At 29.3% G+C, this 20,561-nt stretch carries 24 protein-coding genes, 1 tRNA gene and 1 CRISPR repeat array; of the genes, 24 read left to right on the plus strand and 1 reads right to left on the minus strand.

Annotation, left to right across the window (positions count from 1 at the left end; all coding sequences use genetic code 11):
• The 8 genes from CURT_RS02590 (at window position 1) to cas1 (ending at window position 5,984) form a co-directional block, all read left to right on the plus strand.
• On the plus strand, window positions 1-399 hold the full coding sequence (locus CURT_RS02590) for a hypothetical protein (RefSeq protein ID WP_018713220.1): 399 nt from the start codon (window positions 1-3) through the stop codon (window positions 397-399).
• Window positions 383-1,249: a type I-B CRISPR-associated protein Cas7/Csh2 gene (cas7b, locus tag CURT_RS02595; protein WP_018713221.1), complete on the plus strand. Its 867-nt coding sequence runs from the start codon at window positions 383-385 to the stop codon at window positions 1,247-1,249. The genes CURT_RS02590 and cas7b overlap by 17 nt, the downstream gene beginning before the upstream one ends.
• Window positions 1,249-1,539, plus strand: a complete 291-nt coding sequence (cas5, locus tag CURT_RS09355; protein ID WP_018713222.1) for a CRISPR-associated protein Cas5 — start codon at window positions 1,249-1,251, stop codon at window positions 1,537-1,539. The genes cas7b and cas5 overlap by 1 nt, the downstream gene beginning before the upstream one ends.
• A 152-nt stretch (window positions 1,540-1,691) precedes the next feature.
• On the plus strand, window positions 1,692-1,988 hold the full coding sequence (locus tag CURT_RS09360) for a hypothetical protein (protein ID WP_018713224.1): 297 nt from the start codon (window positions 1,692-1,694) through the stop codon (window positions 1,986-1,988).
• On the plus strand, window positions 1,988-4,195 hold the full coding sequence (gene cas3, locus CURT_RS02605) for a CRISPR-associated helicase Cas3' (RefSeq protein WP_018713225.1): 2,208 nt from the start codon (window positions 1,988-1,990) through the stop codon (window positions 4,193-4,195). Before CURT_RS09360 ends, cas3 begins: the two co-directional genes overlap by 1 nt.
• Entirely contained in the window at window positions 4,192-4,689 is a 498-nt protein-coding gene (locus CURT_RS02610) for a CRISPR-associated protein Cas4 (RefSeq protein WP_018713226.1), read from the plus strand. The genes cas3 and CURT_RS02610 overlap by 4 nt, the downstream gene beginning before the upstream one ends.
• Window positions 4,690-4,697: 8 nt before the next feature.
• On the plus strand, window positions 4,698-4,976 hold the full coding sequence (gene cas2, locus CURT_RS02615) for a CRISPR-associated endonuclease Cas2 (RefSeq protein WP_018713227.1): 279 nt from the start codon (window positions 4,698-4,700) through the stop codon (window positions 4,974-4,976).
• A gap of 9 nt (window positions 4,977-4,985) precedes the next feature.
• Window positions 4,986-5,984 carry a CRISPR-associated endonuclease Cas1 gene (cas1, locus tag CURT_RS02620; protein WP_018713228.1) on the plus strand — a complete coding sequence of 333 codons (999 nt, stop codon included), beginning with the start codon at window positions 4,986-4,988 and terminating at the stop codon, window positions 5,982-5,984.
• Between the two features lie 266 nt (window positions 5,985-6,250).
• A CRISPR array of direct repeats spans window positions 6,251-6,867; the repeat unit is 30 nt; unit sequence GTATAAATTTGATCCTATGGATTTTGAAAC.
• A 799-nt stretch (window positions 6,868-7,666) separates the two neighbouring features.
• On the opposite strand, the gene CURT_RS02625 is transcribed toward cas1, so the two are convergent.
• Window positions 7,667-8,182, minus strand: coding sequence for a hypothetical protein (locus CURT_RS02625; RefSeq protein ID WP_018713230.1), 516 nt, complete (start codon window positions 8,180-8,182; stop codon window positions 7,667-7,669).
• A 162-nt stretch (window positions 8,183-8,344) separates the two neighbouring features.
• Between CURT_RS02625 and thiM the strand changes: the two genes are divergently transcribed.
• The 16 genes from thiM (at window position 8,345) to CURT_RS09365 (ending at window position 20,557) form a co-directional block, all read left to right on the plus strand.
• Window positions 8,345-9,178, plus strand: coding sequence for a hydroxyethylthiazole kinase (gene thiM, locus CURT_RS02630; protein WP_018713231.1), 834 nt, complete (start codon window positions 8,345-8,347; stop codon window positions 9,176-9,178).
• Entirely contained in the window at window positions 9,175-9,861 is a 687-nt protein-coding gene (locus CURT_RS02635) for an MlaA family lipoprotein (protein ID WP_018713232.1), read from the plus strand. Before thiM ends, CURT_RS02635 begins: the two co-directional genes overlap by 4 nt.
• Window positions 9,862-9,967: 106 nt before the next feature.
• Window positions 9,968-10,065, plus strand: a tRNA-Sec gene (locus CURT_RS02640).
• Window positions 10,066-10,088: 23 nt separating this feature from the next.
• Window positions 10,089-11,411, plus strand: coding sequence for a diguanylate cyclase domain-containing protein (locus CURT_RS02645; RefSeq protein WP_018713233.1), 1,323 nt, complete (start codon window positions 10,089-10,091; stop codon window positions 11,409-11,411).
• Between the two features lie 64 nt (window positions 11,412-11,475).
• Window positions 11,476-12,330 (plus strand): ATP phosphoribosyltransferase regulatory subunit, encoded by an 855-nt coding sequence (locus CURT_RS02650; RefSeq protein WP_018713234.1) that lies wholly within the window; start codon window positions 11,476-11,478, stop codon window positions 12,328-12,330.
• Window positions 12,331-12,333: 3 nt separating this feature from the next.
• The gene (locus CURT_RS02655) at window positions 12,334-13,587 is read left to right on the plus strand and encodes an adenylosuccinate synthase (protein ID WP_018713235.1); all 1,254 of its coding nucleotides are present in this window, start codon (window positions 12,334-12,336) and stop codon (window positions 13,585-13,587) included.
• A 12-nt stretch (window positions 13,588-13,599) separates the two neighbouring features.
• Window positions 13,600-14,151, plus strand: coding sequence for a DUF507 family protein (locus CURT_RS02660; RefSeq protein WP_018713236.1), 552 nt, complete (start codon window positions 13,600-13,602; stop codon window positions 14,149-14,151).
• A gap of 36 nt (window positions 14,152-14,187) precedes the next feature.
• Window positions 14,188-14,829, plus strand: coding sequence for a sulfite exporter TauE/SafE family protein (locus CURT_RS02665; RefSeq protein WP_244848442.1), 642 nt, complete (start codon window positions 14,188-14,190; stop codon window positions 14,827-14,829).
• A gap of 120 nt (window positions 14,830-14,949) precedes the next feature.
• Complete coding sequence (locus CURT_RS02670; protein WP_018713238.1) at window positions 14,950-16,173, plus strand: PAS domain-containing sensor histidine kinase; 1,224 nt, start codon at window positions 14,950-14,952, stop codon at window positions 16,171-16,173.
• On the plus strand, window positions 16,170-16,841 hold the full coding sequence (locus CURT_RS02675) for a response regulator transcription factor (protein ID WP_018713239.1): 672 nt from the start codon (window positions 16,170-16,172) through the stop codon (window positions 16,839-16,841). The genes CURT_RS02670 and CURT_RS02675 overlap by 4 nt, the downstream gene beginning before the upstream one ends.
• Window positions 16,842-16,963: 122 nt before the next feature.
• Window positions 16,964-18,430 (plus strand): cytochrome-c oxidase, cbb3-type subunit I, encoded by a 1,467-nt coding sequence (ccoN, locus tag CURT_RS02680; protein ID WP_018713240.1) that lies wholly within the window; start codon window positions 16,964-16,966, stop codon window positions 18,428-18,430.
• Between the two features lie 14 nt (window positions 18,431-18,444).
• The gene (gene ccoO / locus CURT_RS02685) at window positions 18,445-19,104 is read left to right on the plus strand and encodes a cytochrome-c oxidase, cbb3-type subunit II (RefSeq protein ID WP_018713241.1); all 660 of its coding nucleotides are present in this window, start codon (window positions 18,445-18,447) and stop codon (window positions 19,102-19,104) included.
• A gap of 9 nt (window positions 19,105-19,113) precedes the next feature.
• Complete coding sequence (locus tag CURT_RS02690; RefSeq protein ID WP_018713242.1) at window positions 19,114-19,344, plus strand: cytochrome c oxidase, cbb3-type, CcoQ subunit; 231 nt, start codon at window positions 19,114-19,116, stop codon at window positions 19,342-19,344.
• Window positions 19,341-20,204, plus strand: a complete 864-nt coding sequence (locus tag CURT_RS02695; protein ID WP_018713243.1) for a c-type cytochrome — start codon at window positions 19,341-19,343, stop codon at window positions 20,202-20,204. The genes CURT_RS02690 and CURT_RS02695 overlap by 4 nt, the downstream gene beginning before the upstream one ends.
• A 10-nt stretch (window positions 20,205-20,214) precedes the next feature.
• Window positions 20,215-20,448, plus strand: a complete 234-nt coding sequence (locus CURT_RS02700; protein WP_018713244.1) for a DUF4006 family protein — start codon at window positions 20,215-20,217, stop codon at window positions 20,446-20,448.
• Window positions 20,435-20,557 carry a hypothetical protein gene (locus CURT_RS09365; RefSeq protein WP_018713245.1) on the plus strand — a complete coding sequence of 41 codons (123 nt, stop codon included), beginning with the start codon at window positions 20,435-20,437 and terminating at the stop codon, window positions 20,555-20,557. Before CURT_RS02700 ends, CURT_RS09365 begins: the two co-directional genes overlap by 14 nt.
• Window positions 20,558-20,561 lie beyond the last annotated feature (4 nt).

Raw genomic sequence — 20,561 nt, forward strand, 5'->3', positions numbered from 1 at the left:
ATGGAACTTTTCTCAGAGTATTTTAAAAATCTAAATATAGAAGATGATTTTAAATTTGCATATTTAGTAGGAGCTTATTCAAAAGCTATTATTGATAGTTCGTATTATTCTGAAATTTCAAAACAAAATGAAACATTTAAAAAATGGCTCTCAAATAGGCAACTTATAAAATCAAATTTGATTAAAATTTTTAATAAAGCAAATGAATTTGAAAGAAAACTAAAACTTGAAAGTGTAAGAAACAGCGACCTTTCAGAGCTGATTACTTCAAATTACAATGAAAATGCAAATTTAAGAAATAGCGAAGTATCGTTTTATTTTTTAAGAGGTTTTAACGATTACAAAAAATTTAAACAACAATATCCAAGCAAAGGAGTTAATGATGATAGCAAAGCATAGTGAGTTACTTTTTATCTGGGATGCAAAGATGACAAATCCAAACGGCGATATGCTAAATGACAATGCGCCAAGATTTGATGAAACTGATAGGAAGGCTATAGTTAGCGATGTTAGAGTTAAAAGAACAATTAGAGATGATTTACAAGATAGAAAAAATAAAACAATTTTTGTAAATAACCCAGAAATTGTTCAGTCTGCAGAAACAAGATTTAATGAGCTTAAAAAATCATCAAATTTAAAAGATGATAGAGAAGTGTTTTTAAGCTGTATTGACAATAGGCTTTTTGGCGGAGTTGCACCAAAAAGTAATATCCAAATAATTGGCTCAGTGCAGTTTTCTTGGGCAAAATCCTTAAACCAAACAGAAACTATTTTAAGTCAAGGAACTGGAGCGTTTGGAAGAGATGGAAGTGATAATAAGACTTTTAGAACCGATAATTACTTGCCTTATGCACTTTTTGCAATGTATGGAACTATAAACTCTATAAACGCCAAAAAATCAAATGCAAGCGAAGATGATATAAATGAGATGATTGATTCTATGTGGAATGGAACAAAACTTTTAAATACAAGAAGTAAAATTGGTCAAAAACCAAGAGCGCTTTTTAGAATAATTTATAATGATGCCTATGTTATAGGGCTTCTTGATGAATTAATCAGTATTAAAAATAAAAATTCCGATGATATTAGAAAATTTGACGAATGTGAAATTTGCTTCGATGAGCTTATAAAAGCAGTAAAAATAGCAGATGAAAAGATAGAAAAAATAGAAATTTACTACGATGAAAGCATAAAAGAAAAGCTTAGTGTTTTTAAAGATTTAGCTAAAGTTGATATGAAAGTTATGTGATGTTTGCTTTTAAAATTTGGAGTAAATTTGGAGCTTTTAAAGACCCGATGACGATTAGTCAAAATATAACTTTAAATTTCCCTCCAAAAACAGCCGTTGCAGGTATGATGGCTGCGATTTTAGGTGTAGATGAGTATTTAAAAGATGATGGTTTTAATAGCTTTAAATATAGCGTAGTTACAAACAGCAACACTTTAAAAAAGAGTTTTTCGCAAAATTACATAAATGACTATACTAAAAAAACAAACTCACATCTTGCTAACTTGCAAATACTAAATTTAAAGCGATAAAAGATGGCCTAAGAGATACAAAAGCACCACAAAAACCAATAAATAGAGAGCTTTTAATAAATCCAGCTTTTACTATTTTTATAGATGGGTTTAAATTTGAAGATGAAATTGTAAAAAGCTTAAAAAGCCGTCTTTTAAAATATAATTTATACATGGGCAATAGCGAGTTTAGTGCAAATTTTAGCTTTTTGCCGCTTGAAAGTTTTTCAATGAAGAAATTTGATTTGGTAAACTTGGACTCATTTTTAGAGCAAAGCTTGGTTGAAAGTATTGAGTTTGATGAGAATGTGTTTTATAAAAACACTCTCATTACGACAAAACTTAACCACAAACGCTCTCCTATAGAATCTATTAATTTAGTCCATTCAAATAGCAAAATAACGGCTAAAAACATAGAAGCTTATGAGATTTTGGCAAATGATAGGAAGTATTTTTGTAGGTTTGTGTGATGCTTTATTCTCATCCAAAAAAAGAGTATAAAAACCATATCAAAAATCTAGTAGATAGTTTTGATGATAAAGAGTTTGCAAAGTGTGCTTTTTATCATGATTTTGCCAAACAATCAGATAATTTTCAAAAATACATCACACTAAAAAAGGAAAATTTTAACACCAAAGAAGAATTTGAAAAAGAACGAAATAGACTAAAAACAACGCACTCTTTGGAAAGTGCTTATATATATTTTTTTATGCAAAATGATAAAAATATTGATTTTATTATAAATTTATGTGCTATTTTAAAACATCATTCAAATTTAGAAAATTTTGAAAGTATGCTAAACTACCTTACTTGTATAGAAAATAATTTAAACTCAGATGAAAATATAAGCAACATCACTTCATCTTTAAAAGTGGCAGATTTAAAAGATTTTTTAGAGATTATACAAAAAGATAAAATATACGAATTTGCCGACTTTTTTGATGATATTTTGGACGAAGTAAAAAATTTTTTTAAAATAGAAAATTTCTTTAAATTTAAAGATAGATATTCAAAGTTGATTTTGGCTGATAAATTTGAAGCTATTTTTGATGAGCCATATAAAGACTTTGATTTTATATCGTCCAAAATTTGTGAAAATATCATCCAAAACATACACGCACAAATTTCAAACAAACCACCAAATAACTACAAAAATAGCTCAAGAAAAATTATATTTAAAAATTATGAAACTAACAAAGACAAAGATAAATTTATAATAAAAGCTCCAACTGGCATTGGAAAGACATATATTGCACTTGAGCTTGCGCTAAAAATTGCCACACAAAAGCCTAAAAAACGCATAATCACAGCTATTCCATTTACTTCTATAATAGATCAGACTTTTTTAGAATATGAAAAAGTTATCCCTGAAAATTTAGGTCTTTTAAAATATCATTACCTATCAAAATATACCGATGATGAAAAAGAGCAGTTTTCTAAAAAGATATTTTTAGCAGACATTTGGCATGAGCCACTTATCATAACTACTTTTAATCAGCTTTTAAACATCTTTTTTTCAAACTCAAACAAAGATAACTTAAAACTTCAAACTCTTAAAAATAGCGTTATTATTGTTGATGAAATTCAAAACATATCTAGAGTTTTGCTGCAGGATTTAGCGTTTGTGTTTAATGAGTTTAGTAAAATTTATAATATAGATTTTATAATTATGTCAGCAACAATGCCCCATCTTAATTTAGAAAATTTCACAATTATTTCAGAAAGTGACTTTTACAAGTCGAAACAAAACAGATATAAAATTTCATTTTTTGATGAGATAAAAAATATCAAAGATTTGGTTTGTGTATTAAACTCGCAAACTAAAAGTACGATTTGTGTTGTAAATACCATAGCAAAAGCTCAAGCTATATATAAAGAACTTAAAAAAGATGAAAATCTCTATCTTCTTACAACCCATCAAACGCCAAAGCACAGAATAGAGCTGCTTAAAGAAATATATAAAAAATTAGAAGAACAAAAGCCAGTTAAGCTTATCGCAACGCAGCTTATAGAAGCTGGAGTTGATCTTGATTTTAGCGTTGGGTTTAGAGAATTTGCTCCATTTACTTCTATAGTGCAGATGGCAGGACGTGTAAATAGAAACGGTATAAAGAGTAAAATAAGTGAGTGTTTTGTTTTTGATTTTTTGGAGTTTGAAAATGTAGATAAAAAACTTCCATATCATGGTATAGACTTACAAGAGGAGTTTGTAAAAAATAGCCTAAAAAATGGCATTTATGAAAATGAGATATTTGAAATTTTAGAGGAGTATTTTAAAAGAGTAAAAGATGAAACAACTCACACTAAAATTAATGAAAAAATGCGAAAACTTGAATTTACCACAATTTATGGTGATTTTACAGCGAATTTCATGCCAAAACAGCCATGGAAAGTTTCGGTTTTTATAGAGGAAAGAAAAGATGAGTTTAAAGAGTTTATAGAAAAAAGAGATAATATTTTAAACTCGTATGATGATAAATTTGAAGCTTTGGCAAAGATAAAAGATTTGGAAAAAACTCTTTTAGGCCAAACGATAAACATAAATCACAAACTAATCGAAAATTTGCAATTAAAAGAGATATTTGGAAGATATATACTTAATTTTGGTTTTAAAAACTATACAAAAGAGTTTGGATTTACAACGGATTTAACAATAAAAGAAGAGGCGTTTTCATGAGCTTTCCAAAAGAGCAGATCTCAGGCACACTTGTAAATTACTATGCAACTTGCAAAAGAGAAGCGTGGCTTTACTCAAGAAAAATTCACGCAAGACAAGATGATGAAAATGTGTTGATTGGCAAATCCTTGTCTGAATTAAAAGAAAATTTAGATGATTTTCCATACTCAAATCTGCGATTTGACAAAGTTTCAAGGCAAAAAGGACATTATGAAATAACAGAATATAAAAAAACTTTAAAAAATAAAAATGCTGCAAAAATGCAACTTCTTTTTTATATCTATACTCTTAAAAACGCACTAGGATTAAAAAAGGTTTATGGAAAAGTTGTGAGTTCAAAAACCGTTATAACTGTAGATGATAGTGATGAAAACTTTGATTTTATGAAACGGATTTTATCTGATATGAGTGAGTTTTTAAGTCTTGATTTGCCACCAAAAGCTATAAAAACTAAATTTTGTAAAAACTGCGCTTATAATGACTACTGTTTTTAGAGTGTAAAATGTATGTGATTTTGTTTTATGATATATCAAGCAGTGATGAAAAAGCAAAAAAGAATGCAAATAAAGTAAGAAAACTTGTCGAAAAATACCTTCCAAGAGTGCAATTTAGCGTATTTGAAGGTGAGATTAGAAAAAGTGATTTAATAAAACTTAAAGGTATGCTTAAAAAATTAATCTATGATGAGTTTGACTCGGTTGTGATTTATACTTTTGAAAAGCCAAGTTACACAACAAGAGAGGTTATCGGAATCGATAAAAACGAAACGCTTTTTAGCTAAGGAGCTAATATGAAAAACGATAGAACACATTTTATACTAAACAACGGAAAACTCTACCGAAAAGACAACAACATTTATTTTGATAAATTTGATGAGCAAAACTTAGTTGTAGATACGAAAATTTTACCGATAAATGGAATCGATGAAATTTACATCTTGGGAAAAGTTGAGCTAGATACTTACACGATGTCATTTTTAAGCACAAACAATATCTTGCTTCATATCTTTAGCGCACACGGTAGTTTTCGTGGAAACTTCTACCCAAACTCGCCAAATTCCGTAAATAAAAGTGGTTTTGTCTTTTTAAACCAGCTAAGAAGTTTTGATGATGAGATAAAAAGAGTTGCAATCGCTAAAGAAATTACAAGAGCAAGGATGAAAAATGCAGCAAATAACTGCATAAAAAAAGCGGTCAAATTTGAAACGCAGAAATATTTAAATGCACTTGATAAGGCAAGCTCTATTGCAGAAATTATGGCGTGCGAGGGAGCTTTTGCAAAAGAGTATTATCAAAAGTGGAATGAAATCATTAAAGATCAAAAAAGCTTTAAATTTATAACCCGTTCAAAACGTCCACCAACAGATAAAATTAATGCTTTTATAAGTTATGTAAACACGCGGATTTATAATGTTTGTCTAAGTGAAATTTATAAAACCGAGCTTGATCCTAGGATTTCGTTCTTACATGAGCCAAACTACCGCTCACTTAGCTTACATCTTGATTTGGCTGAGATTTTTAAGCCACTTATTGGGGATAATTTGATTTTTAATATGCTAAATAAAAAAGAAATAACACCAAAAGACTTTAAAACAAATGCTGGACGGATTCGTTTTAGCAACGACGCAGTACAAAAAATAGAGTTAAATATGATAAAGTCTTTAACCTCTGTTGTAAGTCTTGGCAAACAAAACCTTACATATAGGCAAATCATAAGGCGTGAGGCAAACAGGATAAAAAAGTGTATTTGTGAAAATTATCCTTACGAGGGCTTTGTGGGTGAGATTTAAGCGATTTGGTTGATTTATATATTGAAACAGCAGCCTAAATTATAAATTTGTGAGCTAGACTCAAAGGTTTGAGCTATTTTTATATTTTGTGAAAAATTCATTTTAATGCCTCTTAGTGAAAAGTTATTTTAAAGCAAAGATTAAGTTTTCTAAAACTTAGATATAGCTTTATTTCAAGTTTTTATTTTTATAAATTCAGCGATTTTAAAGGAAAATAATTTATAATTTTACAGCAACAACCGCTTTTATATGGAGGTTTGGTTGCTGTATAAATTTGATCCTATGGATTTTGAAACAAAGAACTAGGATTAAACGACTTGCAAATCGCTGGTATAAATTTGATCCTATGGATTTTGAAACTCAATATTTAAAAAGTATTTTATCTCATTATCAAGTCGTATAAATTTGATCCTATGGATTTTGAAACAAATATGATCATTCATATTCAAATTTACATAGATTAGGTATAAATTTGATCCTATGGATTTTGAAACGAACAAAAAGGTGGGTTGTTTTCAATAAAATCTCCGTATAAATTTGATCCTATGGATTTTGAAACTCTTTGCTAGATGAAAGCTTAGAAGCTTTAGAGAAAGTATAAATTTGATCCTATGGATTTTGAAACTCGCCACTGTCGGTCTTATAAAGAGCAGCTATACTTGTATAAATTTGATCCTATGGATTTTGAAACCTCAAAAAAGTGATAAAAGAAGTGATGGAATGAAGTATAAAATTGATCCTATGGATTTTGAAACTAAATTTGGCAAAAGCATACTTTGAGGCAGGATTGTATAAATTTGATCCTATGGATTTTGAAACATGAGTGATAATATGAGTAATTCAAATTCATCATGTATAAATTTGATCCTATGGATTTTGAAATTCAACTTTCTGCCAGTTATTGTGGCAGTAAATGTCGGCAAAGCAGTCTTAATTTTGGCTAATTTTGATTAAAAAACTAAAGCATGGTATAGCCAATTAAGACTATGTCCTGCAATTTTACTTTTAATGAGTTTGTAGATTATTATGAGATGTCAAAAGAGTTATCAAAGCTTACGATTTAAAGCTTGGTGTTTAATGGTTTTTTTGTTTTTATATTTTGGTTCATCGCATGTTGGTTTCTCATATACTGGTTTCTCGTGTTCTAAGTCCTCATATTTTAGCCTACCATCAGATATAAGCAAATCCAAAAAAGTTACAAGAGGAAGAATTATAAATATGAACAAGACTGAAAGAGCACAAAACAAATTATTGTAAGAATTGCAACTAAAATTATATTTTTTAAATATAATCACTTCTTTAAAATTTGATAATACCATTTATTGCAAAAATGTAAATTATGACAAAAGCAACTTTAACCTTTGGAATGGACTTAAGCGAGTTTAATACCGCTTTTAATAAAATAAATTGAATTTTATCTCATTGTTTTCAAACTAAAAAGCAAAATACTTGTAAGGATAATTTGTATATAAATATAAAAGTATCTAATTTCTATTTATCTGATAGATTTTGTAAGCTTTTAAAATAATTTTTTAGTTTAAAAGAAAAAGCGATGATTGCAAAAATATATTTGACCAGCTTATGTTTTAGCAGCAAAACATAAGCCTAAGATCATTAAAGATGCGATTATTGAAATATAGGCAACTTTAAGCTACATATTAATTATAAATAATTATATTTTTTTATTTTTCAGGACAAACTGAGTTTGGCTGGATTCTTGTTTCATTTTGTTTTGTAATGATCATTAGAGCCTTGCCTGTTTGAAATTCGCACAATTTTCCTCCCTGAGTTGAAGTTTTTATTTTTCCATCAATACTGGTTTTATATGCGATCGTTACTCCATCAACTATTTTTTTATCTCCTACCATGCTTCCAGCTACTGCTCCACCAGCAGCACCTGCTACACCGCCAGCTGTTGTTCCAGCCACGCTTCCACCACTTCCTACATTATATCCTATAACTGCACCTGCAACCGCACCAAGAACTCCGCCAGCTGTTTGAGCCAACCTTCTATTTTCGCTATTATCAACAGCTATTTTTGCAGGCGATATATGCACGATTTGAACATTTTGAGCATTTTGTTCTTGGTTAAGCTGTGAGGCATCATAAACATTTCCACCAACTGGGTTTGATGTTGTTGAACAACCACTCACAAATATTGCACCAATTATGCTAGCTGAAATAATATATTTTTTCATAAAAAAATCCTTCCAATATATAAATTTTATTTACTATATAAAAATAGAAATAATTGTCATTTAATATTTTATAAATACTATAAAATTAGCCTATTTTAAAAAATAAAGCTAAAATTAACTGCTTTTTGATAAAATATCATAATTTTAATATAAAGAAAAAATATGGAAAATGAAGAGATAAAGACCTATTTAAGCAATTTAAAAGAAAAAAACCCTTTAATTCATTGCATAACAAATTATGTAACAGTAAATGATGTCGCAAATTCGCTCATTGCAATTGGTGCAAGTCCTGTTATGGCTGATGAACCAAGCGAAAGTGGTGAAATAACTGCTATTTCAAACGGGCTTTTAATAAATTTGGGAACTTTAAATTTAAATACTATAAAAGCCATGCAAAACTCTATAAAAATAGCAAATTTTCTAAATTTACCAGTAGTTTTGGATCCTGTTGGAGTTGGAGCAAGCACTCTTAGAAACGAAACTGCCATAAATTTTTTAAAAGAGTATAAATTTAGCATCATAAAAGGAAATATTTCAGAAATTAAGTTTTTAAATGGCGAAAAAAGTATAGCAAAAGGCGTTGATGCTAGCTTGAAAGATTTAAATGATGATATTTTAAATAGAGTAAATTTAGCAAAAGAACTTAGCATAAAAACAGATGCAGCTATTGTGATAACTGGCAAAATAGATGTTGTTGCTTTTGAAAATGAGGCTTACTTATTAAAAAATGGAAGCTCTTTAATGGGTAAATTTTCAGGAAGCGGGTGTATTTTAGGAGGAATTTGCGCAGCCTTTTTAGCTTCAAATACAAATCCTTTAAAATCCGCTATTATGGGAGTTTTAACCGAATGCATAGCAGGTGAATTAGTAAGAGGAAAAAATGTTTTAAGCGATATGGGAAGTATGAAATTTAAAAATGGCTTAATAGATGAAATTTATCTTATTGACGATAAAAAAATACAAGATTTAGCAAAAATTGAAAAGGTTATAAAATGAGAATTTTAGCTATTTTTATCCTTACTTTAAGCATTGGCTTTTCAAATGCAAATAGTGAGTTTGAAAACAAAGCCAATGATGAAATTTATGACCCACTAATTGGATATAACCGCGTTATGACATCTATAAATTCAGCATTTTATAACTATATCATGTATCCTGTAAGCTACACATACGATTATGTAATGCCAGATCCAATTCAGGGGGCTTTTAGCAATTTTTTTGATAATTTAATGTATCCAATAAGACTTGTTAATAATCTTTTACAAGCAAAATTTGAAAACTCATGGAATGAAACAAAGCGTTTTTTGATAAATACAACTGTTGGATTTGCTGGTTTTAGCGATGCTGCTACAATGCATTTTAACATGCCTAAACACAATGAAGATTTTGGGCAAACTCTTGGAGTTTGGGGTTTTTCAGATGGATTTTATATAGTTTGGCCAATACTTGGGCCATCTAGTTTAAGAGATAGTTTTGGACTTGTTGGAGATTATTTTACAAATCCTATAAGCTATGTAAATGATGATGCTAAGAGGCTTTACATAAATATAGGAAAAGAGGTAAATCAAGAGTCCTTAGATCCTGGAGCTAAAAAACGAGCAGTTGAAGGGAAAGAAGATCCATATATTTTTATAAGAGATAGCTATTTTAAAAAAAGAAGATTTGAAATTTTAGAATAATGTTTAAAATGTAATTTTAATATTTGTTTGAAATTTATTTCTAATAAGAGTTATTTCTTTAAAATTTATAAAAATTTAACTCTAAATTTTGTATAATGCACACTTTGGAGAGTAAAACGATCTGGCGGCGTTCACGGACTTCAAATCCGATGACGGAGCAGTTGACTGTTTCGTGGGAGGTTCGATTCCTTCACTCTCTCGCCAATTATAATTATCACGGATTTTATATGAACAAACAGCAAGTTACTATTTCATCATTATTATTTTTAATTTTTATTTTAGCAACATTTTTAACTTTAAATTTTGCAAAAGATAAGCTAAAGTTAGAAGCTGCGCTCTTAGAAAATGATGAAAATTTCAAAAGACAAAGCAATTTGGAATATATAATTTTTGATAATGAATATAAAATCATAGAACAATTTAGTCCAAATTTAGGTAATTTAAATGAAATTTATAAAAATATAAAATTTGAAAAGATTAATTTTAAACAAAATAAAAAAACAAAAAAATTTGAGTTTTTTTACATCACTAAAAATAATAATTTAATAATTGTCATTTATAAAAGTTTTTTTGAAATTTTTAATAAATGGATTTTTTGCATCTATTTTTTACTTTTTATTACTGCTCTTTTATTTTTAAAATTTAGTCGTAAAAAAAACGAAAATATGAAAGAAATTCTACTTAAAAATATATTTGAAAATTCCTTTGAGGCTATTTTTTTAACTGATAAAAATGGTTTTATAAAAAATGTAAATGATGTTTTTTTAAAAGCTACTGGTTATCAAAAAGACCAAATTTTAGGAAGTAAGTATATTCTTTTTAATGAAACTAGATCTTCAAGAAGTGCAGAAAAGGAGATGAATAGTGATCTTTTAAAAAAAGGTTTTTGGAGTGGAGAACTTGATATTATAAATAAATATAGAGAAAAAGTTCCAACTATTTTAAAAGTTAAGTTCTTGAAAAATCAAAATTTATATCTTGGTATGTTTTTTGAAACATCAGCTTTTAAAGAAAAGCAAGATCACTTAGAGCAAATGGCATTATATGACCAACTTACAAATTTGCCAAATAAATTTTATTTCGAGAGACTTTTGGTAAAGACTATAAAAGATACACAAAAAGCTTATAAGAAAAGTCTTGCTGTGTTATTTATAGATTTTGATGGATTTAAAAATATAAATGATACTTATGGACATAAAGTTGGTGATATATTCTTACAAAAAGCAGCTGATGAGATGAAAACAGCGATAAAAGATGGAGATGTTTTAGCAAGATTTGGTGGTGATGAGTTTGGTGTGATAGTTAAAAATTTGAAAGATGAAAAAGAGATAATTTTTGATATAAAAAGGCTTTTAAGACAAACAAGTGTAAAATTTAAAATAGGCGATCACATTATAAAAACAAGTATTAGCATTGGAGTTTCATTTTATCCACAAGATGAAGAAATAGGTTTTGTTGAACTTATCAGGCAAGCTGATAGTGCGATGTATGTTGCAAAAAAGGACAAATTTTTAAAATATCACATATATAGTTCTAATTCAGTTATATAATTTAAATTTAAATAAGGAAATTTTAGATATCCTTATGTTTTAAGTTAGTGAAAAAGGAAGTGTTATGGATAGGGCTGATTTAGACCACGAAATACCAAATGGCTCAAGGCTTTATTTTGGAGAACTTGCAAAAACAAAAAGGGAATTTGAGAGTTTTGCTGCTAGTGTTTTTATTAAATATGGATTTGATGAGATTGTAACTCCATATTTTTCGTATCATCAGCACTTAAGCGTTCCGAATGAGCAAATTTTAAAATTTCAAGATAAGATAAATCATACCATATCCCTAAGAGCTGATAGCACAGTTGATGTTGTTAGGATAATTTTAAGGAGAATAAAAGATAAAAATTTAAATAAAATTTTTTACATTCAACCAGTTTTTAAATATCCAAGTTTAGAATTTTATCAAATAGGCGCTGAAATGATAGGGAAAAGGGATTTAAAACTTGCACTTGAAATTTGCTCAATAGTTTTAGATCATTTTAAAATAAATTCAACTCTTCAAATCAGCAATATAGAAATTCCTCGTATAATTTGCAAGCTTTTAAATATTGAAATAGAGGAGTTTGAAAAAGGCAATGGAACTTTATTTTTAGGCTCAGATAAAAAATGGCTAAGAGAACTTTCTAGAATAACTTCTTTAAGTGATTTAAAAAATGTCAAAAATAATATTCCAAATGAGCTTAAAGACCCACTTGAAAAAATGGAAGATTTATCTTGTAATTCAACTCATAAAAATATAAAACTAGCACCATTATATTATTCAAAAATGCGTTATTATGATAGTTTATTTTTTAGATTTTTAGGTGGAAATTCCATTTTTTGCAGCGGTGGGGATTATGAAATAGATAGTCTTAAATCTAGTGGTTTTGCTATAATGAGCGATCAAGTAATACAAAATTTATCAAAAAAGGATTAAAAAATGAGCAAAGTTGATTTAATAGTTGGAAGTCAATGGGGTGATGAGGGAAAAGGTAAAATTGTTGACATGCTTTCAAAGGAGTATGATTATGTTTGCAGAAGTGCTGGCGGACACAATGCTGGTCATACTATTTGGGTTGATGGTGTTAAATATGCACTTCACCTTGTTCCAAGTGGAATTTTGCATAAAAATATTATAAATATTATTGGAAACGGCGTTGTTGTAAATCCTGATGTTTTGATACAAGAGCTTTCAAATTTCAAAGATTTAGAGGGTAGATTTTATATAAGCGATAAAGCACATTTAAATTTGGAATATCACGCTTTAATGGATCAAGCAAGCGAAAAACAAAAAGGCGATAAAGCTATAGGAACTACTGGAAAAGGCATTGGGCCAAGTTATGCTGATAAGATAAGCAGAAATGGTCATAGAGTAATTGAGCTTTTAGAACCTGAAAAATTATGCCAAAGTCTAATGCAAACTTTTAAAGATAAAAAATATATTTTTGAAATTTTAGATATCAAAACACCTACAAAAGATGAAATTTTAGAAAAACTAAATGAGTATAAAAGAGTTTTATCTCCATTTATTGCAAATACTACAAAAATGGTTTGGGACGCGCTTGCAAATGATAAAAAGGTTCTTTTAGAAGGTGCGCAAGGAACAATGCTTGACATTGATCATGGAACCTATCCTTATGTAACAAGCTCAAATACAATTTCAGCAGGAGCATGCACTGGAGTTGGATTAAATCCAAAAGACATAGGAAATGTTATAGGAATATTAAAAGCATATAGTACAAGAGTTGGAAACGGTCCTTTTATAAGTGAGGATTTTGGAAAAGATGGTGATACAATGTGTGAGGTAGGCAAAGAATACGGCACAACAACAGGAAGAAAAAGAAGATGTGGTTGGCTTGATTTGGTAGCTGTAAAATATGCTGTAAGGCTAAATGGCATTAATACATTTGCACTTATGAAGCTTGATGTTTTGGATGGATTTGAAAAAATTAAAATTTGTACAAAATATAAACTTCCTAATGGAGAAGAAATTGATTATTTTCCAACAGATTTAAAAGATGTAAAACCTATTTATGAAGAGTTTGATGGTTGGGATAGTGTTGTTGGAATAAACAAATTTGAAGATTTACCTAAGAATGCTAAAAAATATATTGAAAAAATAGAAAAGGTAACAGGCGTAAAAGTTGGCTTTATCTCAACAAGTCCCGAAAGAGAAGATACAATAATAAGATAATTAGGAGTAAAAATGAAAATAAAATTTCCACACATTCCTTATGTGTCACGAAAAATCGGCATTGATATGTATAATTCGGGTTTTATAAAATTTAATCAAGGCATAGAAGGCGTTGTAAAAATTGCAGAAGAAGTTATAACAAATGATGCTTTAAAAGAAAAAGCTCTTGATGAAAAAACAGAAAATATCTTAGAAGAAAACAGTGAAGATATGCATATTATGCAAGTCGATAGAAGAAGTATGTTTTGGATGGTTAAAAAAAGACTTGCAGATGAGAGTGATTTTGTTTTAAAACATGATGATAGATACAATAAGCTTTCACATGAAATTTTAGAGCTTTCTTGGAAAAAAAACTATATTGATTATAGCGTTTCTGAAAATAGAGCCAGAAATATTATTTACTCATCTATTGAGGAATATTTAAAAAATTTTGAAAAAATAGAGGATATTGTTGTTGAAAAGCTTGAAAATAGTTCCAAAAAATTGATTCCAGGAACTCCTGAATATGATTTGGCATTTGAAAAATATTATCAAGATGAGCTCAAAAAAAGAGGAATGTTCTAGTTTTTAATGGATTTATTAAGTCTAATTTTTTACATTGTGCCCACAGCTTTTTTGCTTAGCTTTGGGCATTGTGCTGGAATGTGTGGTGGATTTGTTCTAGCCTATAGTGTGAGACTTAATGATTTAAACAGGTTTAAAGCTTTTGTTTACTCTTTAAGCTACCATCTTTTTAGGACATTTGCTTATATTTTACTTGGTGTAATTGCTGGATATTTTAGCTCTATTTTTGCAATAAGTTCAAAACTTATGGGTTATATTCATTTTTTTATAGGTATTTTTTTAGTTATTTTAGGTGTTGGTTTTATAAAAAGAGGTGAAATTTTAAAATTTATAGAAAATGATAAAATATGGAAAAAACTATTTAAAAAGCCAATGCTAATTGCTAGCAACATGCACTCTTTATTTGGCTTAATGTTGCTTGGTTTTTTAAATGGATTTTTGCCATGTGGAGTTGTTTATACATTTTTATCTATGGCAATTTTATCAAAAAGTGTTTTGGTAGGAGCTTTTATAATGGGGATTTTTGGTCTATCTACAATTCCTATTATGTTAATTATTTCTTCTTTATCAAATTTAATAAGTTTAAAATTTAAAAAAATAGCTCTTAATATTTCGGCCTTTATTATAATTTTATTTGGAATATATAATTCATATATTGGTTTTTTGGCTACAAATTAGCAAAATTAATAATATATAATTTTTTTAAAAAAATAATAACATTTTAAGTTGTTATTAATAACAATATTAGTAAGATTTTAATTGCAGTTTTATAAAACATAAGGAAAATTTTTAAATATCATGGATAGAAATCAAAGTCGTTTAATACAGTATCAAAACGCAATAGATGCTAGTAACATCGTATCCAAAACTGATATTCATGGATATATAACTTTTGTAAATGACGAGTTTTGTAATATAAGTAAATACTCAAGAGATGAATTAATTGGTCAAAACCATAATATCGTTCGTCATCCAGATGTTAGCCCCGAAGTGTTTAAAAGGCTTTGGAAAACAATTTTGGCAAAAAAAGTTTATAAAGGAATTATAAAAAATTTAGCAAAAGATGGTTCTGTTTTTTATCTAAATGCAACTATTATCCCAATTTTAGATGAAAATGGAAATATTGAAGAATTTGTTGCGATTCGTCATGATGTTACAGAGGTAATTGAACTTAATGAAAGACTTATGGCAACAAGAATTGAACTAAAAGAGTTAAATTTATCATTAGAAGAAAAAGTAAAAGAACAAACAAAAGAGCTTTTAGAGCTTAATAAAAGCTTAGAAAACAGAGTAAAAGAAGAAATTTTAAAAAATGAAGAAAAAAACCGTCTTCTTTCACAACAAGCAAGACTTATAAGTATGGGTGAAATGATAGGAAACATTGCTCACCAATGGCGTCAGCCGCTAAGTGAACTTGGAATTGATTTGTTTAAGATGAAGCAAAACCTAAAAGATGAAGAGAAATTTATCCATACTTATGAACATGCGAAAACTGTTATAAAAAATATGTCAAATACAATAGATGATTTTAGAAATTTTTTTAAATCAGATAAAGAAAAAGAGGAATTTAGCATAAAAGAGGCTATTGATAAGAGCCTTGGAATGCTTGAGGGCACTTTTAAGAAAGAGGGAATTTGCGTTGAAATTTTAAAAAATGAAGATGTTAAAATCTCTGGAATTAAAGCTGAGTTTTCTCAAGTAATTATTAATATTTTAACTAATGCAAAAGATGCTATGCAAAATTTAGATCCAAAAGACAAAATAATTAAAATAAAAATTTATAAAAATGACAAATTTGCTTTTGTTAGTATTTCCAATAATGGTGAAAATATCAAAGATAGTATTATGGATAAGCTTTTTGATCCATATTTTACAACAAAACATAAAAGTGTAGGAACTGGTATAGGACTTTATATGTGCAAGATGATAGTAACAAATATGAACGGAAATATATATGTTAAAAATTTGAAAAACGGAGTTGATTTTTGTATAGAAATACCACTAAAAAAGGAGAAAAAATGAGTGATTTAGGAAAACTTAGAATTTTAATAGTTGAAGATGAAGATAGCATCAGAAAGTCTATGGCTGAGGCTTTAGATGGTCTTTTTGAAGAAATTATTTTGGCAAAAAATGGAGATGAGGGTGTTAAGAAATTTAAAAAACACAATCCTCATATTGTAATAACTGATATAGCAATGCCTATAATGAACGGTCTTGATATGGCAAAAAATATTAAAGAAATTTCAAGTAATACTCCAATTATTGCATTGAGCGCCTTTAGCGATAAAGAAAAGCTTTTAAAAGCGATAGATGTAGGAATTGATAAGTATTTAATAAAACCGATTGATATGGATGAGCTTTTAAAGGTTATTGAAGATATTGTAAGGCGAAAAATAGGACTTTTGAATGATGTTAAATTTGGTGATGGGTTGGAGTTTAACCAAACCACAAAAGCCTTATCTAAAAATGGAGTTGAAATTCCTTTAACAAAAAAAGAGCTTGCTTTTGTTTCACTTTTAGTTGAAAGGATTGGCACTTTAGTTTTACATGAAGATATTAAACAAAATATCTGGGGAAGTGAAAATGTAAGCGATGCAGCCATTAGAACTTTTGTAAAAAGAGTAAGAGATAAGGTCGGAGCAAAAGTTATAAAAAATGTTCCAGGGCTTGGATATAAAATAGATTTTTAACAAAAAATATAAAAAAGTTAGATTTTTTCTTTAAATTTAAGAATAAATCTAGCTAAATAACAATATAATTACTTAGTTATGTTTAATTTATGTTTAACATACAATTTATATAGGAGGGTGCAATGCGACCTGGTGATGTATTAAATTACGATTACACAATTTCAAAGTGTTTTTTATTTACAACCATAATCTTTGGAATTGTAGGTATGCTTGTTGGAGTAATTATCTCTTTTCAGTTAGTGTATCCAGACTTAAACTACATAGCAGGAGAGTTTTCTAACTTTGGTAGACTTAGACCGCTTCATACTAATGCAGTTGTTTATGGATTCATGCTTTCAGGTATTTTTTCAACCTGGTATTATGTAGGACAAAGAGTCTTAAAAGTATCAATGGCAGAATCAAAATTTCTTATGATGATTGGAAAACTTCATTTTATTTTATATGTTATTGTTATACTTTTAGCTGTTGTTACACTACTTGCAGGAATAACAAGTTCTAAAGAATATGCAGAGCTTCAATGGCCTATCGATATTTTGGTTGTTATCGTTTGGGTTTTATGGGGAGTTAGCATTTTTGGACTTATTGGTATAAGAAGAGAAAAAACTCTTTATATTTCATTGTGGTATTATATAGCAACATTTTTAGGAATTGCTATGCTTTATTTGTTTAATAATATGGCTATTCCTACAAGACTTTTAACAGGTATGGGTGATTGGATGCATGCAGTTTCTATGTATGCTGGATCAAATGATGCTATGGTTCAATGGTGGTGGGGACACAATGCTGTTGCGTTTGTTTTTACAGTTGGAATTTTAGCTCAAGTTTATTATTTTCTACCAAAAGAGAGCGGTCAAGCAGTTTTCTCATATAAATTATCACTATTTTCATTTTGGAGTTTAATGTTTGTTTATTTATGGGCTGGTGGTCACCACCTTATTTATTCAACTGTTCCTGATTGGATTCAAACATTAAGTTCGGTGTTTTCTGTTGTTTTAATTTTGCCTTCTTGGGGTTCAGGTATTAATATACTTTTAACTATGAAAGGTGAGTGGAATCAATTAAGAGAAAATCCATTAATAAAATTTATGATTTTGGCAACAACATTCTATATGTTCTCAACACTTGAGGGACCAATTCTTTCTATTAAATCAGTTAATGCTTTAGCTCACTTTACAGATTGGATTCCAGGACACGTTCATGATGGAACACTTGGCTGGGTTGGCTTTATGACTGTTGGAGCGCTTTATCACATGGTTCCTAGAATGTTTAAAAAAGAGCTTTATTCAAAGTCATTAATGGAAGCACAATTTTGGATTCAAACAACAGGTCTTGTAATGTTCTTCTCATCTATGTGGATAGCAGGTATTACTCAAGGTATGATGTGGAGAGCAACAAACGAGTTTGGAAGTTTAGCTTATACATTTATTGATACTGTTAATGCGCTTAAACCATATTTCTGGATTAGAGCAGTTGGTGGATTTTTATATTTGTTAGGCTTTTTCATGTTTGCATATAATATGTTTAAAACATTTAGCTCAGGTAGAGTGCTTGAAAAAGAACCACAAAGCACATCTCCAATGGCAGCTTAAAAAAGGAGGATAATATGTTTAGTTGGTTAGAAAAAAATCCATTCTTTTTTGCGGTTTTTCTATTTATAGTAATAGCCTACGCAGGTGTTGTGGAAATTTTGCCAAGTTTTGCCGATAGCGCAAGACCTTTAAAGGATACTAAGCCTTACAGTGTTTTAGAGCTTTCAGGTCGTCAAATTTACATAGCAAATAGCTGTAATGCATGTCACTCACAGCTTATAAGACCGTTTAAATCAGAAACAGATAGATACGGTGCTTATTCAAAAAGTGGTGAATATGCTTATGATAGACCATTTTTATGGGGATCAAAAAGAACAGGACCTGATCTTTGGAGGATGAATAAAACTACAAAATGGCATGAGCGTCATATGAAAGATCCTTTATCAGTGATTCCAGGCTCAATTATGCCTAATTATAAATTTATGTTTAAGAAAAATGCTGATATTGAGACAGCTTATGCTGAAGCTTTAACGGTCAAAAAAGCTTTCAATGTTCCTTATGATCAAAAGGGTATGCCAAAACTTGGTACTTGGGAAGAAGCACAAGCACTTGTTATGGAAGAGGCAAAAGTTGTAGTTGATCAAATGGAAGATGAAGAGGTTAAAAGTGCTTTTGAGCGTGGTGAAATAAAACAAATTGTAGCTCTTATAGCATATTTAAATAGCTTAAAATAAGGAAAAAAGATGAGTATAGAAACTATGAGAACACTTCAAGCTTATGGATATGTTGTTTTAATAATATCCTTGTGCATAGGGCTTTATGCTTATTTTTTCCATCTTAGAAGATCGGAAAAAACAGGTAGAAGAAACTATGAAAAATATGGAAATTTAGCCCTTAATGATAGTATTGATGATGAGATTATAGAAACTAACTCATCAAAAGATAATGAATGCAAAAAAGGAGCTAAAAAATGAAATGGTTTAACTTAGAAGATAATGTAAATCTACTCTCTATAATAGCTGCTATTGTTTTGGTTGTTGCAACTATTGCTGTTGTTGGGCTTTATGTTCGCAAGATGAAAACAGAAAAAAGTAGTGGAGAGTTGAAAGAAGGCGTTGAGTATGATGGTATAAAGGAATATAAAAATCCTTTACCAATAGGCTGGGCTGTTACTTATATCCTAATGCTAGTTTGGGCTATATGGTACTTTTTATTTGGTTATCCACTAAACTCATACTCTCAAATTGGTGCTTATAATGAAGAAGTAAAAGCATATAATCAAAAATTTGAACAAACTTTTGCAAGTCCTGATAAAGATACTTTATTTGCTATGGGAAAAGGGATATTTTTGGTTGAGTGTTCTGCTTGCCATGGAATTACAGGTGATGGTGTTAATGGCGTGGCAACAGATCTTACGATTTGGGGTTCTGAAGCAGGTATTATAGATGTTATTAAAAAAGGTTCAAAAGGACTTAACTATCCTCTTGGAGAGATGACTGCAGACAATGTTACAGGCGATGATGTGATTTCAGTAGCTGCGTTTATGGCTAAAAATATATCAGCCTTGCATGATACTAAAAATCCAAACCGCGTAAGTCAAGGCAGTGAAAGCTGGATGATTTGTGCTGCTTGTCACGGTGAAGACGGTAAAGGCATGGAAGGAATGGCGCCTGATCTTACCAAATACGGCTCAGCTGATTTCGTGGTTGATGTATTAAATAAAGGAAAGCAAGGTTTCATAGGTGAAATGCCTGCATTTAATGACGGAAGACTAACCGATGTTCAAAAAAGAGCGGTTGGTGAGTATGTAATATCATTGTCAAAAGATAATTAGGAGAAAAGTCATGGAAAACGAAAATAAAAATAGAAATGTTTTTAGCATTCACGGAGTTACAGGTATGCTTATAGCCACAGTGTTACTTATCTCTATTCTTGTGATTTTGACTATACTTGGCATTAAAACGCAGCAAAAAGTAGCAAAAGAACCTTATGTTTTAAAAGATGTAAGTAGCGTTCCAATGAAAGCAAATATGAAAATTGCAAATGATGTTATGGAGGTTGAAAATGGCACAAAGTAACAACGGTTCATCAAAAATTTTTGAAATTATAATTTTAGTTGGGCTTATCATAACAGCCATAATAAGCGCGTGGGCGGTTTTAACGCCTAATAGTCTTTTTATCGGTTAAGGAT

It is taken from the genome of Campylobacter ureolyticus (genome assembly GCF_013372225.1).
GTDB classification, from domain to species: Bacteria; Campylobacterota; Campylobacteria; order Campylobacterales; family Campylobacteraceae; genus Campylobacter_B; species Campylobacter_B ureolyticus.

Bases quoted from the DNA above. Each gene is read 5' to 3' on its own strand.
- CURT_RS02590 (WP_018713220.1), top strand. From the start codon at position 1: ATGGAACTTTTCTCAGAGTATTTTAAAAATCTAAATATAGAAGATGAT.
- cas7b (WP_018713221.1), top strand. From the start codon at position 383: ATGATAGCAAAGCATAGTGAGTTACTTTTTATCTGGGATGCAAAGATG.
- cas5 (WP_018713222.1), top strand. From the start codon at position 1,249: ATGTTTGCTTTTAAAATTTGGAGTAAATTTGGAGCTTTTAAAGACCCG.
- CURT_RS09360 (WP_018713224.1), top strand. From the start codon at position 1,692: ATGGGCAATAGCGAGTTTAGTGCAAATTTTAGCTTTTTGCCGCTTGAA.
- cas3 (WP_018713225.1), top strand. From the start codon at position 1,988: ATGCTTTATTCTCATCCAAAAAAAGAGTATAAAAACCATATCAAAAAT.
- CURT_RS02610 (WP_018713226.1), top strand. From the start codon at position 4,192: ATGAGCTTTCCAAAAGAGCAGATCTCAGGCACACTTGTAAATTACTAT.
- cas2 (WP_018713227.1), top strand. From the start codon at position 4,698: ATGTATGTGATTTTGTTTTATGATATATCAAGCAGTGATGAAAAAGCA.
- cas1 (WP_018713228.1), top strand. From the start codon at position 4,986: ATGAAAAACGATAGAACACATTTTATACTAAACAACGGAAAACTCTAC.
- CURT_RS02625 (WP_018713230.1), bottom strand. From the start codon at position 8,182: ATGAAAAAATATATTATTTCAGCTAGCATAATTGGTGCAATATTTGTG.
- thiM (WP_018713231.1), top strand. From the start codon at position 8,345: ATGGAAAATGAAGAGATAAAGACCTATTTAAGCAATTTAAAAGAAAAA.
- CURT_RS02635 (WP_018713232.1), top strand. From the start codon at position 9,175: ATGAGAATTTTAGCTATTTTTATCCTTACTTTAAGCATTGGCTTTTCA.
- CURT_RS02645 (WP_018713233.1), top strand. From the start codon at position 10,089: ATGAACAAACAGCAAGTTACTATTTCATCATTATTATTTTTAATTTTT.
- CURT_RS02650 (WP_018713234.1), top strand. From the start codon at position 11,476: ATGGATAGGGCTGATTTAGACCACGAAATACCAAATGGCTCAAGGCTT.
- CURT_RS02655 (WP_018713235.1), top strand. From the start codon at position 12,334: ATGAGCAAAGTTGATTTAATAGTTGGAAGTCAATGGGGTGATGAGGGA.
- CURT_RS02660 (WP_018713236.1), top strand. From the start codon at position 13,600: ATGAAAATAAAATTTCCACACATTCCTTATGTGTCACGAAAAATCGGC.
- CURT_RS02670 (WP_018713238.1), top strand. From the start codon at position 14,950: ATGGATAGAAATCAAAGTCGTTTAATACAGTATCAAAACGCAATAGAT.
- CURT_RS02675 (WP_018713239.1), top strand. From the start codon at position 16,170: ATGAGTGATTTAGGAAAACTTAGAATTTTAATAGTTGAAGATGAAGAT.
- ccoN (WP_018713240.1), top strand. From the start codon at position 16,964: ATGCGACCTGGTGATGTATTAAATTACGATTACACAATTTCAAAGTGT.
- ccoO (WP_018713241.1), top strand. From the start codon at position 18,445: ATGTTTAGTTGGTTAGAAAAAAATCCATTCTTTTTTGCGGTTTTTCTA.
- CURT_RS02690 (WP_018713242.1), top strand. From the start codon at position 19,114: ATGAGTATAGAAACTATGAGAACACTTCAAGCTTATGGATATGTTGTT.
- CURT_RS02695 (WP_018713243.1), top strand. From the start codon at position 19,341: ATGAAATGGTTTAACTTAGAAGATAATGTAAATCTACTCTCTATAATA.
- CURT_RS02700 (WP_018713244.1), top strand. From the start codon at position 20,215: ATGGAAAACGAAAATAAAAATAGAAATGTTTTTAGCATTCACGGAGTT.
- CURT_RS09365 (WP_018713245.1), top strand. From the start codon at position 20,435: ATGGCACAAAGTAACAACGGTTCATCAAAAATTTTTGAAATTATAATT.